This is a genomic window from Micromonospora sp. CA-111912 (assembly GCF_050948415.1).
Classification (GTDB): domain Bacteria; phylum Actinomycetota; class Actinomycetes; order Mycobacteriales; family Micromonosporaceae; genus Micromonospora.
This window is the reverse complement of the sequence record NZ_CP192007.1, coordinates 6512925-6527972: the sequence shown is the minus strand read 5'-3', so window position 1 is coordinate 6527972 and position 15048 is coordinate 6512925. Positions and strand designations below refer to the sequence as shown.

Sequence of the window (15048 nt, the reverse complement as noted above, 5' to 3'; positions counted from 1 at the left end):
TAACCCGGGGGAGGGCGGTCGTGACCGCCTTCCCCCGGTTACCCGGTCACAGCGGGTACGTGCGGGCCACCGCGAGCATCTCCGAGCTGTGTGAGCCGACCACCCCGACGCCCGGCGGACGGGGGCGGAAATTGGGCACGGCGTCCAGGCCGTCGCTGGCGTCCATCGCCCGCAGCGTGGTCGGCCGGGGGCCGGGTGCCAACTCCAGGGTGATCTCGATGCCCTCCGGCGGCGGGGCGTGGAAGACGATCCCGAAGCCCCAGTCCGCACCGTCGGCGGGCCGCCCGCCGTCGATCCGCCGCCCGTTCACGGTCGCCGACTCGACCACGGTCGCGCCGTCGACGTGCAGCGTGGCGAGCCGCACGGGCCGCTGCGGGGTGAGCCGTACCCGCACGGTCCGCCGATCAGAGGAGCCAGCGCCGGTACCGGTGTCGGCGAGGATCTCCAGCTTCGGCGCGGGCACGCTCGCCGCCTGGGCCGGGCCGCCCCGCAACTCGGCGTCGCCGAGCCCGGGGAAGTCCCCGACCTCGGCCACTGCGTCGACGTACCCGTCGGTCCAGGGCTGGGGGTCGGTCTCGCGGCTGAGCCAGCGGGCCTGCCCGGTGCCGGCGTCCAGGGCGTACATCAGGTGGGTGGGCACCGGGTGGGCGGCGTCGAACCGGTCGACGGAGAGCCCGACCCCGGCGAACACCGCCGCCGCGAGCCCGGCGGCGACGGCGGGGAGAGCGCCCGCCCGGCGGGCCCGGGCCGCGACCATGCCGCGCTGCCCGCCGGCCTCCGGGTGCAGCAGATCCACCACCGGCAGCGCGGCGAGCCCGAGCAGCACCGCGAACAGGGCCGCGACGCCGCCCATCGCCATGCCGAGCGCCGGGAAGAGCAGCACCACGGTCGGCAGCAGGATCACCACGGCGACCGCGCCGGCCAGGGTCACCGCGACCACCGGCCAGGGGCCGTCGATCCGGGTGCCCAGGGCGACCAGCCCGGCGAGCGCGCCGGCCAGGGCCGGCAGGGTCGTCAGGTACGCCCCGCCGGGCACCAGCAGCGCGAGCACCACGCCGAGCACGGCCAGCCAGCCCAGCCCTCCGATCGCCAGGGCGGTCGGGCCGACCCGGCGGCGGGTCAGCGCGTACCAGGCGACCAGGATCGCGGCGGCGAGCGCCACCACCGCGAGCCGGTACCAGGTCGGCCGGTACGGGTCGAGCAGTTCGGCGTAGCCGGGCCGCACGGCGGTGATCCCCGCCCAGAGCAGCTGCGCGGCCAGCGGGGCGGCGACGATCGGCGCCAGCGCCAGCCCGAACCCGGCGGCGAGCCGCCCGTACGTGGTCCGGCCGCGCCGACGGGCCAGCCAGCCGAGCGCGGCCACGGCGACCAGCGCCGCCAGCGCCAGCGGCAGCACCAGCCAGCCGGGGTAGCGGACCAGGCCGCCGGGAACGGGGAAGTACGTGGCGTCGTGCCCGGAGCGCAGGTCCGTCAGGTCGGCACGGCCGAACTCGCGGGCCAGGCCGAGCGCGTTGTCACCATGCTGCTGGAGGCTGGCCCGGTCCATCGCGGCCGGGGTGTCCAGCGGGGTGTGGTAGATCGCCCCGCCGTCGATGTACGCCGAGTTCAGCCCGACGAACCCGGCCCGGTCGAGGAACGCGGTGAAGTCGGTGTCGTTGGGCAGCGCCCGGTAGATCTCCACCGCGAACGAGGTGCCGACGGGGTGCGGGGCGGCCCGGCCGAAGACGTCCACCAGCTTCGCGTTGTCCCGGGACGTCTCGAACATGATCACCGGGCCGGTGGAGCCGCGCGCCTCCAGGTTGAGCACCACCCCGCCGTCGGCGGCGAGCGGGTGGTCCGCCGCGAACGCGGACGCCCCGCACAGGCATGCCTCCTCGGCGTCGGTGAGCACGAAGACCACGTCGTTGCGGGGGCGGGGACCGGCGGTCAGCGCCCGGGCCACCTCCAGGATCGTGGAGGTGCCCGCGGCGTCGTCGTTGCCGCCCGGCCCCGACTGCACCGAGTCGTAGTGGGCGACCAGGAACACCTTCCCGGTCGGGTCGGTTCCGGGCAGCCGGGCCACCACGTTGCGGACCCGGGCCAGGGTCGCCCCGGCGGCGGCCCCGCTGAGCTGGCCGGCCTCCTCGGCGACGGTGTCCTGCACCGTGGTCTCCAGGCCGAGGCCGCGCAGCACGCTCTCCACGTGCGCGCGGACCTGGTCGTTGGCCGGGCTGCCGGCCGGGTGCGGCCGGGCCGCGATGGCCTGCACGTTCTGGTACGCCCGCCCGGCGCTGAACGAGTCGGCCGGGGCGTCGGCCGGGGCCGGGTCGGGGGTGTCCAGGTCGTACGCGACGGTGCCGCCGACCGCGAGCAGGGCGGCGAGCGCGGCCAGGGCGGCGAGCGACCGGCGGCGGGGCCGGGTCAGCGCCCGGTCTGCGGCGCGGGTGGGGAGCGGTGCGCCCACGGGGTCTCCTCGGGGGTGGGGCCAGGGTGGGCCCCATCCTGCACCGCCGGAGCCCGCAGCGGGACCGCCCGTCGGGCCACTTGTTCCCTCTGCCCGCCCGGTTCGTGACGGAGGGCATGCCGCCCGTGCCGGGCCCGTCGTGTTGTGTGCGACCGTTGTCTAATACAGGATCAGCAGGGCACTCGGAAGGAGCCCGACATCACCAGCGATCTTCCGCGTCTCGCGGCGGTGACCCGGCCGCACCGGGGGCCCGGCCACGCCGGTCCCTCCGTCGTGCCGTACCCGCACGGCGGCCTTGGTCGGCACCCCAACCTGCCGCCCGGCGAACGACTGCGGGTGCTGCTGGTCGAGGACGACGAGGGCGACGCCTTCCTGGTCAGCGAGTTGCTCGCCGAGACCAACTCGATGATCGAGCTGTCGATCGCCAGCAGCCTGAGCGAGGCCAGGAAGCGGGTGATGGGCGTGGACTGCGTCCTGCTCGACCTCGGCCTGCCCGACGCCCAGGGGCTGGACGGGCTGCGCCAGGTGCTGGACATGTCCAGCGGTGCCGCGGTGTGCGTGCTGACCGGCCGTTCCGACGAGCACCTGGGCATCGTCGCGGTCGCCGAGGGCGCACAGGACTACCTGGTCAAGGGTCAGGTCGACGGCGTGCTGCTGACCCGGGCGCTGCGCTACGCCGTGGAACGCAAGCGGGCCGACGTGAACGCCCGGCGGCTGCGCGAGGTGGAGCTGCGCCAGGCCGAGTCGGCCCGGCTGGAGCGGGGTCTGCTGCCCCAGCCGCTGATGTCGACCGACCAAATCGCGGTGCACACCTTCTACCGGCCCGGTCGGCACGCGGCGCTGATCGGCGGCGACTTCTACGACGTGGTGCAGACCCGGCCGGACCGGGTCGACTTCATCGTCGGCGACGTCTGCGGGCACGGGGTGGACGAGGCGGCCCTCGGGGTGGAGCTCCGGGTCGCCTGGCGGGCCCTGGTGCTGGCCGGGGTGCCCGACGACGAGGTGCTGCCCGCCCTGGAACAGGTGCTGATGAGCGAGCGCCGACTCCAGGAGATCTTCGCCACGGTGGCCACCGCCCGGCTCGACCTGGCCCGCAACGCCGCCACCGTGCGGCTCGCGGGGCATCCTCCGCCGCTGCTGCTGTCCGGGGGTAAGGTCGCGCCGGTGCCGGCGCCCGGCGGCCTGCTGCTCGGCGTCCGACCGCGCCGGCCCATAGCTTTCGACCTGGAGTTCGACACCGATGACTGGTCCCTGCTGATGTACACCGACGGCCTGATCGAGGGTCGGGTGGGCGACGGCGACGAACGGCTCGACGTCTCCGGCCTGACCGCCCTGCTCGGCGAGCCGGACAGTCTCGCCGTGCCGCTGGCCGAGCTGCCGGCCTGGCTGGTGGGGCGGGCGGAACAGATCAACGGGGGGCCGCTCGCGGACGACGTCGCCATGCTCCTGCTCACCCGGGGCGGTGGCCGATGACGGCGCGGCAGCCGAGCTGGACCCTGCGCCGCCGGGTCGTCGCGCTGCTCACGGTGGTCGGCGTGCTGCTCGGCGTCTCCGTCGTGGTGGAGATCGCGGTGGCGGCGAAGAACCGGAACCACATCCACACGATGCTGGACCGCACCGGCCCGCTGCGCGTCCAGTCCCAGGAACTGCTCAACGTGCTGGTCGACCAGGAGACCGCAGTGCGCGGCTACGCGGTCACCGCCGACCGCCAGGACCTCGAACCGTACGTCGAGGGGGTCGGGCGGGAGCAGCAGCTCTACCGGTCGATGGAGCCCCTGATCGATGTCTACCCGGACATGGCCAGGGAGCTGGCATCGATCAAGGCCGAGTCCGCCGACTGGCGCCGCGCGGTCGCCGAGCCGGTGATCAGCACCACCGAGCGGTCCGGCACGGCGGCTGGGCAGGCGTTGATCACCGACCAGACCCGGCAGCGCTTCGACCTGATCCGCGCCTCGGTCGCCCAACTCCAGCAGGGCATCCTCGACCAGCGGGAGAAGGGCGCGGACGACATCTACCGCACCAGCTCGATCCTGGTGATGCTGCTGATCGCGGCGGCGCTGGTGGTGGTCGTGGCCGGCGCGGTGCTGCTGACCTCGCTGAACCGGATGGTGGTCCGGCCGCTGACCAGCCTCGCCGAGCAGGTCCGCGAGGTGGCCGAGGGCGACTACCAGCACCGTATCGCCGGGTCGGGCCCCCCGGAGTTCCAGCAGCTCGCCGACGACGTGGACGCGATGCGCCAGAAGATCGCCAAGGACCTGTCGGAGGTGCGCGAGGCCCGGGAGAGCATCGAGTGGGTCAACAGCCAGCTCCAGAAGCAGGCCGAGGAGCTGGTCCGCTCCAACCGGGACCTGGAGCAGTTCGCGTACGTCGCCTCGCACGACCTGCAGGAGCCGCTGCGCAAGGTGGCCAGCTTCTGCCAGCTCCTCCAGCGCCGGTACGCGGGGCAGCTCGACGAGCGGGCCGACCAGTACATCGCGTTCGCCGTGGACGGTGCGCAGCGGATGCAGCGCCTGATCAACGACCTGTTGGCGTTCTCCCGGATCGGCCGGCTCACCACCGGCTTCACCGAGGTCGACCTGAACAAGGTGATGGGCGACGTGGCCGGGCAGACCGAGGCCGCCCGGCAGTACGCCGACGCCGAGCTGACCTGGGGTGAGCTGCCGGTGATCCGCGGCGAGGAGCCGCTGCTGACCAATCTGCTGGCCAACCTGGTCAGCAACTCGATCAAGTTCCGCCGCCCGGACGTGCCGCCGAAGGTGCACGTCTCCGCGCGGCTGGTCGACGACGAGTGGGAGATCTGCTGCCAGGACAACGGCATCGGGATCGAGCCGGAGTTCGCCGACAAGATCTTCGTGATCTTCCAGCGGCTGCACTCCAAGGACGCGTACCCGGGCACCGGCATCGGCCTGGCGATCGTCAAGAAGATCGCCGAGTACCACGGCGGCCGGGTCTGGGTGGACACCGACACCGCCGAGGGCACCGCGATCCGGTTCACCCTGCCGGCCCTGCCCGAGGACGTGGAGGCGGCGCGGGCGGCCGAGCAGCAGGCCGCCGAGGGCCCGGCCGACGAGGCGGCGGACGCCGGTGAGCCGGCCGCCGCCGCGGACCCGGCAGTCGAGGGCGCGGTCGGGGTGGAGCCGCCCCGCCAGGGCGGGTCACGGGCGGAGAGGGCCGACGAGGCCCCGCAGAGCGACAGCACGGGTGGCGTTAAGGAGACGGTGACATGACCGCGCCAGCGGACGGCAAGAGCCCGATCGAGGTCCTGCTGGTCGAGGACGACCCGGGGGACGTGCTGATGACCCAGGAGGCGTTCGAGGAGCACAAGCTGCGCAACCGGCTGACCGTCGTCTCCGACGGCGACGAGGCGCTGGCCTACCTGCGGCGGGAGGGTCAGTTCGCGGACGCCGTCGCGCCGGACCTGATCCTGCTCGACCTCAACCTGCCCCGCCGCGACGGCCGGGAGGTGCTGGAGGAGATCAAGCAGGACGAGCAGCTCTGCCGCATCCCGGTGGTGGTGCTGACCACGTCCCAGGCCGACGAGGACATCCTGCGCAGCTACCAGCTGCACGCGAACGCGTACGTCACCAAGCCGGTGGACTTCGAGCAGTTCATCTCGGTGGTCCGGCAGATCGACGAGTTCTTCGTCAGCGTAGTGAAGTTGCCGCCGCGTGGCTGACACCCTGCTGGACGACGTCGCGGAGCTGCTGCACCGGGCCGCGGCGGACGTCGTGCTGCCAATGTTCGGAAAGCTGGACGCCGCCGACGTCGCCGAGAAGGCGCCCGGCGAGCTGGTCACCGTCGCCGACCAGCGGGCCGAGGAACTGATCAGCGCCGGGCTGCGCCGGCTGCGCCCCGGCTCGCTGGTGGTCGGCGAGGAGGCCGCGGCCGAGGACCCGGGCCTGCTGGATCACCTGCGCGACGACGGGGACGTCTGGCTGGTCGACCCGATCGACGGAACCTCGAACTTCGCCGCCGGCAAGCGGCCGTTCGCCCTGATGGTGGCGCTGCTGACCGATGGGGCGCCGGTCGCCTCGTGGGTGTTCGACCCGCTGGGGGAGACGCTGGCCGTCGCCCGGGCGGGCGAGGGGACCCTCGTGAACGGCGGCCCGGTGCGCACCGCCGAGGAGGTGCCGCCGTTCGGCAGCCTGCGCGGTACCGCGATGACCCGGTTCCTGCCGCCGGAGGCCCGGCGGCGCGCCGAGGCCGGCGGGGAGCGGATCGGCGAGCTGCTGCCCGGCCACCACTGCGCCGGCCGGGAGTATCTCGACCTGCTCGTCGGCTCCCAGCAGTTCGTGCTCTTCTTGCGCACCCTGCCCTGGGACCACGCCCCGGGGGTGCTGCTGGTCCGCCAGGCCGGCGGAGTGGCCCGCCGGTTCGACGGCAGCGAGTACCACCCGGCCGAAGAGGGCCGGGGCCTGCTGGTCGCCGCGAACGAGCGGGTCTGGGCCGAGACGTGCGACGCCCTCGACCTGGCCTGACCGACCCGCCGACCGACCCGCTTCGCGACCGGTCGGCAACCCTGCGCCAGTATCGGCATTTGGCGATGTCGCGGGCCAGGCGGCCGGCCGCCGGTCCGGTATCCTGACCGGCGGTCTCCGCCCAGCAGGCCGCCATCCGGCGCCGGTGGAGGACGCCGCCGCGCCGAGGGCGACCGGGCCCGGCGGTCGAGGGAAGGGACGCTGCCCGTGCCCAGTACCAGCCTCATCCGGCGTCGCGGCACCGGGCCGCTGACCGTGCTGCCCGGCCGTCGCGGCACCGGGCCGCTGACCGTGCTGCTGGTCGCCGTCGCGCTGCTGCTCGGCGTCGGCGCGGTGCCCGCCTCGGCCGAGCCGAACGAGGGCGGGACGAAGCAGTTACGCGACGCGCTGGAGGCTGCCGCCAAGGGGCACATCGAGGCCAAGGCGAAGCTGGACAACTCCAAGCGTCGGCAGCTGTTGCTGATCGGCCAGCTCAAGATCGTCGAGACCCGGCTGGTGGAGCTGACCGCGCAGGTCAGCGAGGTGGCCGCGCAGTCGTACCGGCTGGGGCGGGTGAGCGCCCCGTCGCTGCTGCTGCAGAGCGCGTCGCCGGAGTCGTTCCTGCGTCGCGCCGCCGAGCTGGACGTGATGGCCCAGCGCGACAGCCGCCGGCTGCGCGACCTGGCCCAGGCCCGCGACGAGGCGACCCGCGCCAAGATCGGCATCGACACCGAGGTCCGCGAGCAGAAGAAGCAACTCGCCGCGCTCGCGAAGAAGAAGCGGGAGGCCGAGAAGGCGCTCGCGACGGTCAGCTCCGGCAGCGGCGCCGGGTTCAGCGGCGGCTCCTCCTCGGCCAAGCCGGCCCCGCGCAACTCCGACGGGTCCTGGCCCTCGGAGTCCTGCTCGGTCAACGACCCGACGACCTCCGGCTGCATCACCCCGCGCACCCTGCACGCCATGCAGCAGGCCAAGGCCGCCGGCTACAAGCGGTACGTCTCCTGCTTCCGCAGCGGCGGCGGCGGCGAGCACCCCAAGGGGCGGGCCTGTGACTTCTCCGCCGCCACCAGCGGCTTCAAGGACGAGACGGCCAGCGGCGGGGACAAGGCGTACGGCGACAGCCTGGCCAACTACTACAAGAACAACGCCAGCCGGCTCGGGGTGCTCTACGTGATCTGGTACCGGCAGATCTGGATGCCGAACACCGGGTGGCGGGCGTACAGCGGCAGCGGCAGCCCCGCCGCCGACCACACGAACCATGTTCATCTCTCGATGTACTGACCCGAACTGCCAGTCCCGCTGCGTACCATCGCGACGGTGAGCAGCTCATCCTCCGACGTCGCGGTGGACTCGGCGCGGCCCGCGCCGCCCGCCGGCCGCGCCCTGCCCAACGGTCTCGCCGCGTTCCTGGTCTTCCTCTCCAGCGGCGCGGTGCTGGTGCTGGAGACCGTCTCGCTGCGCCTGGTCGGCCCGTACGTGGGGGTCACCCTCCAGGTCACCAGCTCCGTCATCGGCATCGCGCTGGCCGCGATCGCGTACGGGGCGTGGACCGGCGGCTGGCTGGCTGACCGGCGGGACCCGCGCACCCTGATCGCCCCGGCGCTGGTGCTCGCCGGCATCGCCACCGCGATCACCCTCCCGGTCGTCCGGTACGCCGGCGAGCTGCTGCGCGGCGGGGCGGCCAGCGCCGTCCTGCTGCTCACCGCGCTCGCCGTGTTCGTGCCGGCGGCGCTGCTCTCGGCGGTCACCCCGCTGGTGGTCAAGCTCCAGCTCGCCGACCTGCGGCGCACCGGCCAGGTGGTCGGCCGGCTCTCCGGCATCGGCACCCTCGGCGGCATCACGGCCACCCTGTCGACCGGGTTCGTGCTGGTGGCCGCGCTGCCCAGCACCGCGATCGTGCTCGCCCTGGCGGTGCTGCTCGGCGTCACCGGGCTGGGCCTGGGGGCGTACCTGCACCGGCTGGGGCGTGCCGGGCTGCCCGGTCCCGGCCGGGCGAAGGTCGCGGCGGCGGTGCTGGGGCTGGTCGGGGCGGGGCTGACCACGGTCGCCCCGAACCCGTGCGACGTGGAGACGGCGTACCACTGCGCGTCGGTGGAGACCGATCCGGATCGCCCGTCCGGGCGGACGCTGCTGCTCAACTCCGCCCAGCACTCGTACGTCGATTTGAACGACCCGACCCACCTGAAGTACGCGTACACGCAGTGGATCGGCGCGGCGGCCGACGTGGCCGCGCCGGCCGGGCAGCGGCTGGACGCCCTGCACCTGGGCGGCGGCGGGTTCACCGTGCCGCGCTACCTGAGCGCCACCCGGCCCGGCACCGGCAACCTGGTCTTCGAGATCGACGGCGGCCTGGTCGAGCTGGACCGCGAGAAGCTCGGCGTACGCTCCGGCCCGGACCTGCGCACCGAGGTCGGCGACGCCCGGGTGCTGGTCGGCCGGGAGGCCGCCGACAGCCGTGACCTGGTCGTCGGCGACGCCTTCGGGCACCTCGTGGTGCCCTGGCACCTGGCCACCCGGGAGATGGCCGACGAGGTCGCCCGGGTGCTGCGCCCGGGTGGGATCTACGTGCAGAACGTCATCGACTACCCGCCCGGCCGGTTCGTCCGCAGCGAGCTGGCCACCGTCGCCGCCGCATTCCGGCACGTCGCCCTGGTCGCCCCGCCCGACGCGGTCGCCGGGCTGGTGGGGTCCAACTTCCTCATCGTCGCCTCCGACGCGCCGCTGCCGCTGGCCCCGCTGCAACAGCGGGTGTCGGGGCTGCCCGAGCCGGCGGGCGTGCTCTCCGGCGAGGTGCTGGACGCGTTCGTCGGCGACGCACTGGTACTCACAGACGACTACGCCCCGGTGGACCAACTGCTCGCGACCGCCTGATCGGGTGATTGGTCGACCGATTCTGACCGCCGAGGGTTAGGAATGCCCAGGTCGGGCAAAAACTCCGACCATGGGTGGAGCGGTCCGTAACGGCGCACAGCTGCTCGGTGAGCGATACCGGCTGATCGAGCAGCTCGGCGCGGGCGGCATGTCCGTCGTGTGGCGGGGGTACGACGAGGTGTTGGGCCGGCAGGTGGCGGTGAAGGTGCTCGCCTCCCGGCTGGCCAGCGACCGGGCGTTCCGGCACCGGATCCGGATCGAGGCGCAGGCCGCCGCGCGGCTCTGCCATCCCAACATCACGGGAGTCTACGACTACGGCGAGTCCGAGCAGGTCGGGCTGACCGTGCCGTACGTCGTCATGGAGCTGATCGACGGCGGCTCGCTGAGCGCCCGGCTCGGCCGGGGCGGGACGCTGCCCTGGCGGGAGGCGGTGACGATCGGCGCGGAGGTCTCCTCGGCGCTGGCCGCCGCGCACGCCCGGGGCGTGGTGCACCGGGACGTCACCCCGGGCAACGTCATGCTCACCCCGACCGGGGTGAAGGTGGTCGACTTCGGCATCTCGGCGCTGGCCGGGGAGAGCGAGAAGGGGCCGGACGGCACCCTGCTCGGCACCCCCGCGTACCTGGCGCCGGAGCGGCTGGACAACGGCCAGGTCTCCCCGGCCACCGACGTGTACGCCGTCGGCCTGCTGCTGTACCGGATGCTCACCGGCCGGCTGCCCTGGCAGGCGAGCACCACCACCCAGATGCTCCGCGCGCACCTGTACGCCGAACCGGAGCCGATGCCCGAGGTGCCCGGCCTGCCCGACGAGGTGGCCGAGCTGGTGCGCCGCTGCCTGGCCAAGAGCCCCGCGGACCGCCCGGCCACCGCCGAGGTGGCCCGCACGCTCGCCGAGGCGGCCGGGATGCTGGCCGCGGTGCCCGTGTCGCCGGCCCCCGGGTCGGCCGACGGGAGGCAGCTCGACCCGGCCGTGCTGGCCAACGCCGGCACCACGATCCTGCCCTGGTCGACCGACACCGACGCGCTGCCGTTCTCCGGGCGTACCCGCAGCCGCCGGGCCGCCACCCGGCGGCGCAGGGTCGAGGCGGGGGTGGCGGCGGCGGGCCTGGTCGCGGTGACCGCGACGATATGGGGGGTGACCTCCCGTAGCCCGGCCAGCGGCGGCGTGGACCAGCCCACCGAGGCCCGGATTGGGCTGACCGGGCCGCCCCCCTGCGCCGTCGAGTACGCGCTGCGCAAGGACTCCGGCAAGGACTTCTCGGCCGAGCTGATCCTGACCAACAGCGGCGACCACGAGCTTCGCGACTGGACGATGAGCTTCACCTTCCCCGGCCAGCAGACGGTGACGAAGGCCGACCCCGCCGTCCGGCAGCAGGGTCGCACCGTCGAGGTCCGGCCCGCCGCGACCCAGGCCGCGCTGGCCCCCGGCGCGGCCCGCAAGGTCGCCCTCACCGGGCGGTACACCGGCTCGAACCCCCTGCCGGTGGAGTTCCGCCTCGGCGACACCGCCTGCCGGGTGCAGGTCTCCGGGGTGGCCGGGTCGCTGCCGACCACCGTGCCGACCACCAAGGCCCCGGCGAAGCTCACCAAGCAGAAGGCGACGGTCGCGAAGGCCGGTTCCGGGTCTTCGGGCTCCTCGGCCGGTGGCGGCTCCGGTGGCGGGTCCAAGACGAAGGCCGAGAAGCCCGCTAAGCCCGCTAAGCCCGCGAAGGCCGAGAAGCCCGGCAAGGCCAAGGGGGCTGACAAGGGAAAAGGACAGTGACCAAGGGGAAGGGGGCCGGAAAGGGCAAGGCCAAGGGCAAGTGACCGGTCCGGTCCGGTCCGTTCCGTTCCGTTCCGTTCGGTCAGGTCAGCGAGGCGAAGCGCTGCACCTGGGCGATGCTCCCCTCCACGACCAGCACGCTGCCTGCGGTGAGCACGGTGGCCGGGTCCGCGTACCGGAACCGCTCACCGGGCAGCTTCGCGCCGACCACCATCACCCCGTAGCGGTCCGCCGGGGCCAGCTCGCGCAGTGGCCGCCCGACCAGGGTGTCCGGCACCCGGACCTTGGCGATGGCGAAGTCGTCGCCGAACTCGATGAAGTCCAGCATCTTGCTGACGATGAGGTGCGCCACCCGCTCGCCGGTCTCCGCCTCCGGGAAGATCACGTGATGGGCGCCGACCGAGGCGAGGATCTTGGCGTGCTTGTCCGAGGTCGCCCGGGCCCAGATCTGCGGTACGCCCAGCTCGGTCAGCGCGAGGACGGTCAGCACGCTGGCCTCCACCGAGGCGCCGATCGCCACCACCACCCGCCGGAAGCCGGTCACCCCGAGCTGGCGCAGCGCTCCCTCCTCGGTGGCGTCCGCCTCCACCACCCGGTCCAGGTACTGGGACCACCTCTGCACCTGGCCGGCACCCCGGTCGATGGCGAGCACGTCGTGGTCGAGCTGGGTCAGCGACGTGGCCAGGTGGCAGCCGAACCGCCCGAGACCGATCACCGCGATACCTCTGTCGTCCGTGTTCCTAACCGACAATGGGTTGCTCCTCCGGGTAGCGGTACAGGCGTCGTCGGGTGTTCAACGCGATCGCGGACCCGAGGGTGAGCGGGCCGACCCGGCCGACGTACATCAGCAGGGTCAGGACGAGCTGCCCCGGGTCGGCGACGGTCGATGCGACGCCCGTGGACAGGCCGGTGGTGCTGAACGCCGACGTCACCTCCAGCAGCGCCCGGTGGTAGGGCAGCCCCTCGGTCAGCAGCAGCAGGACGACCGTGCCGCCGACCACGAGCGCGACGCTGAGCAGCGCCACGGTCAGCGCCTGCCGCAGGCTCGCGGTGGACACCCGGCGGTGGCCCACCGTGACGTCCGGCTCGCCGCGCAGCTCGGCCCAGATGGCGAAGCCGAGCAGGAAGAACGTGGAGACCTTGATCCCGCCGGCGGTGCTGGCGCTGCCGCCGCCGATGAACATGAGGGCGATCAGCAGCGGAACGCTCTCCTCGTCCAGCCCTGCGGTGTCGAGGGTGGCGAACCCGCCGGTGCGGAGCACCGCGTCCTGGGTGAAGACGGCCAGCACCTTGCCGGGCACGTCGTACGTGCCGATGGTGCGCGGGTCGGACCACTCGGCCGCCAGCAGGCCGACGAAGCCGACCGCCAGCAGCGCCGCGCTGCCCCAGACCGTGAGCTTGGTGGCGACCGCCCAGTGGCCCGGGCGGCGCCACTCCCGGGTCGCCTCGAACAGCGCGGGGAAGCCCAGCCCGCCGACGATCGTGCCGAGCGCGATCGGCAGGCAGATCCACGGGTCCCGGGCGAAACCGATCAGGCTGTCGGAGAAGAGCGCGAACCCGCCGTTGTTGAACCCCTGCACGGCGTGGAAGAGGCCGTACCAGAGCGCCCGGCCGGGCGGGTAGTCGTAGCCGAGCCAGAACCGGCCGGCGAGGACGGCGGTCATCACCGCCTCGCAGGCGCCGACGGTGGCGGCGATGCGCAACAGCAGCCGGCGTACGTCGCCGACGCCGAACTCCGCGGTCTCGGCCTGCACCAGCAGCCGGTTGCGCAGCCCGAGCTGCCGGGCGACCACCAGGATCACCAGGGTCGCGCCGGTCAGGATGCCGAGCCCGCCGACCTGGGTCAGCACGGTGATCATCACCAACCCGAACCCGTTCCAGTAGTCCGGGGTGTCGACCACGGTCAGGCCGGTGACGGAGACCGCCGAGGCGGCGGTGAAGAGCGCCGTGGTGAACGGGGTGTAGCGGGCTTCGCTGGTCGCGGCCGGCAGCATCAGCAACCCGGTGCCGAGCAGGATCACCGCCAGGAACCCGAACGGCACCAGCCGGACGGGATGACGGAAAAACCGGCGCACCAGCCAATCTTCCCTCCCCCTGACCTCGTTGATCATGAAGTTATCGCCATGACACTCCGGGCGGGGCGTCAATAACTTCATGATCGATAAGGATCGACATGGGAGGCGCGGGATGGGGGAGGCGGGGCGGGTGGCGGTTGTCAGTGGCGGTGGGACAGGGTCGGGGCGGCCGTCACCCGAGGGCTTGTCACGGACGGGTTCGGTGTGGTCGTCGTCGGGCGGCGGGGGACGTGCTCACTCGTGGCGGCGTAGCGACGTCGGCCGGGGGAGTCGCGAGGGCGAGCTGCTACGTGGGCTGGCCGGGACGGTCGGCGACGTAGGTCCCGCGACCGGACTGCCCGATGATCAGGTTGCGGTCGTGCAGCAATGAGAGCGCACGGTAGACCGTGCCGGTGCTGACGTCGTGGATCTTTGCCAGCTCGCTGGTCGAGGGCAGCTTGTCGCCCGGCTTGAGTTCGCCGGTGCGGATCTTGTTGGCGATCTCGTCGACGATGCGGCGGAATGACGGCTGTGCTGTGGGCATGGTGAGGACTCCGGTCGGTTCGGCAGTCCGATCATGCCTGACCTGCTCTAGCAACTGCAATAAGTGCTGGTGACACGACTCTTCGGGGTCGACTTGCTGTAGCTGCTGTAGTAGGTTTCTGGCTGTCCGGCTCCGGTTGGTTCGGCAGACCTCGGGGGCGGACGCCCAGGTTGGCTCCGGGGCCGTACCGCCGAGGAGGGCTGCGGTCGCGGGGCCGGCGGTCCGGTCCGCATCCCCTGTCTGCGGACCGGACCGCCTTCCACCGTGCGGCTCGACGAGAGGAGTGACCGTGCGCAATCTGCTGAATCTGGTCCGGTCCGCCACCAGGAGAGGAGACGTGAGCCGGCGGGGCCGGCAGACCCGGTCGCCGAACGCCGGCTGGTACCGGCCGGAGGCGACCCGACCGTTGACCGCCGGGCAGGTCCGGGACCGGCGGTTCGCCACGGTGTGGCGCGGCCTGGACCCGGCGGAGGTGCACGCGTTCCTCGACCTGGTGGCCGGCGAGCTGGCCGCCACCCGCCGCGAGTTGGCTCACACGACCGAGGAGAACGCCCGGATCAAGCGGGCGCTGCGCAGTTGGCACTCGCGCTTCGCGCCGCCGGCCGGGTCCGGCCCGCGCCGGGAGGGTGGCCGGTGGTGAGCCGGGAGCGCTTCGTGGTGCACCTGCCGGTGCTCGCCACCGACCTCGATGCCGCCCGCGGGTTCGCCCGCGTGATCACCCGGGCGCTCGCCTTCCTGGCCGACGTGGACCGGGCGGAGACGACGGTCTCCGAGGAGGACGCCCAGCACGTACGCCACCGGGTCTTCTGCGACCGGCTGCTCGACGGCCGCCGGCGCTGCCCGCTGCGGGCCCACCACGACGGCGAGTGCCGACCGGCCGACGGTGCCGGGTGATGCCCGCGCCGGTGATCAAAGAACCT

Annotated in this window: 13 protein-coding genes; 9 read left to right on the top strand and 4 right to left on the bottom strand. The window is 73.4% G+C overall.

All coding sequences use genetic code 11. The features are described from left to right. Nucleotides 1–46: 46 nt before the first annotated feature. Nucleotides 47–2443, bottom strand: a complete 2397-nt coding sequence (locus tag ACQPZO_RS27655) for a M28 family peptidase (RefSeq protein WP_433344809.1) — start codon at nucleotides 2441–2443, stop codon at nucleotides 47–49. A gap of 273 nt (nucleotides 2444–2716) precedes the next feature. On the opposite strand from ACQPZO_RS27655, the gene ACQPZO_RS27650 reads away from it, so the two are divergent. From ACQPZO_RS27650 to ACQPZO_RS27620, 7 genes are all read left to right on the top strand, one after another. Continuing rightward, nucleotides 2717–3916 (top strand): PP2C family protein-serine/threonine phosphatase, encoded by a 1200-nt coding sequence (locus ACQPZO_RS27650; RefSeq protein WP_433344808.1) that lies wholly within the window; start codon nucleotides 2717–2719, stop codon nucleotides 3914–3916. Continuing rightward, on the top strand, nucleotides 3913–5670 hold the full coding sequence (locus tag ACQPZO_RS27645; protein WP_433344807.1) for a sensor histidine kinase: 1758 nt from the start codon (nucleotides 3913–3915) through the stop codon (nucleotides 5668–5670). The genes ACQPZO_RS27650 and ACQPZO_RS27645 overlap by 4 nt, the downstream gene beginning before the upstream one ends. Further along, nucleotides 5667–6119 carry a response regulator gene (locus ACQPZO_RS27640; protein ID WP_350887786.1) on the top strand — a complete coding sequence of 151 codons (453 nt, stop codon included), beginning with the start codon at nucleotides 5667–5669 and terminating at the stop codon, nucleotides 6117–6119. The genes ACQPZO_RS27645 and ACQPZO_RS27640 overlap by 4 nt, the downstream gene beginning before the upstream one ends. After that, nucleotides 6112–6921, top strand: a complete 810-nt coding sequence (locus ACQPZO_RS27635; protein ID WP_433344806.1) for an inositol monophosphatase family protein — start codon at nucleotides 6112–6114, stop codon at nucleotides 6919–6921. Before ACQPZO_RS27640 ends, ACQPZO_RS27635 begins: the two co-directional genes overlap by 8 nt. Nucleotides 6922–7215: 294 nt before the next feature. Then, entirely contained in the window at nucleotides 7216–8178 is a 963-nt protein-coding gene (locus ACQPZO_RS27630; RefSeq protein WP_433351295.1) for a coiled-coil domain-containing protein, read from the top strand. Between the two features lie 36 nt (nucleotides 8179–8214). Further along, the gene (locus ACQPZO_RS27625; RefSeq protein ID WP_433344805.1) at nucleotides 8215–9768 is read left to right on the top strand and encodes a fused MFS/spermidine synthase; all 1554 of its coding nucleotides are present in this window, start codon (nucleotides 8215–8217) and stop codon (nucleotides 9766–9768) included. Nucleotides 9769–9838: 70 nt separating this feature from the next. Continuing rightward, on the top strand, nucleotides 9839–11530 hold the full coding sequence (locus ACQPZO_RS27620; RefSeq protein WP_433344804.1) for a protein kinase domain-containing protein: 1692 nt from the start codon (nucleotides 9839–9841) through the stop codon (nucleotides 11528–11530). An 82-nt stretch (nucleotides 11531–11612) separates the two neighbouring features. Here the strand turns inward: ACQPZO_RS27620 and ACQPZO_RS27615 are convergent, their stop codons facing one another. The 3 genes from ACQPZO_RS27615 to ACQPZO_RS27605 form a co-directional block, all read right to left on the bottom strand. Beyond that, complete coding sequence (locus ACQPZO_RS27615; RefSeq protein WP_433351293.1) at nucleotides 11613–12242, bottom strand: potassium channel family protein; 630 nt, start codon at nucleotides 12240–12242, stop codon at nucleotides 11613–11615. 28 nt (nucleotides 12243–12270) lie between these two features. Then, nucleotides 12271–13641, bottom strand: a complete 1371-nt coding sequence (locus tag ACQPZO_RS27610) for a TrkH family potassium uptake protein (RefSeq protein ID WP_433344803.1) — start codon at nucleotides 13639–13641, stop codon at nucleotides 12271–12273. Between the two features lie 250 nt (nucleotides 13642–13891). After that, nucleotides 13892–14128, bottom strand: a complete 237-nt coding sequence (locus tag ACQPZO_RS27605) for a winged helix-turn-helix domain-containing protein (RefSeq protein WP_161686061.1) — start codon at nucleotides 14126–14128, stop codon at nucleotides 13892–13894. A 289-nt stretch (nucleotides 14129–14417) separates the two neighbouring features. Here ACQPZO_RS27605 and ACQPZO_RS27600 point away from each other — a divergent pair, with 289 nt between their 5' ends. After that, nucleotides 14418–14768 carry a DivIVA domain-containing protein gene (locus tag ACQPZO_RS27600; RefSeq protein WP_433344802.1) on the top strand — a complete coding sequence of 117 codons (351 nt, stop codon included), beginning with the start codon at nucleotides 14418–14420 and terminating at the stop codon, nucleotides 14766–14768. Next, the gene (locus ACQPZO_RS27595; RefSeq protein ID WP_433344801.1) at nucleotides 14765–15022 is read left to right on the top strand and encodes a hypothetical protein; all 258 of its coding nucleotides are present in this window, start codon (nucleotides 14765–14767) and stop codon (nucleotides 15020–15022) included. The genes ACQPZO_RS27600 and ACQPZO_RS27595 overlap by 4 nt, the downstream gene beginning before the upstream one ends. Nucleotides 15023–15048: the final 26 nt, after the last annotated feature.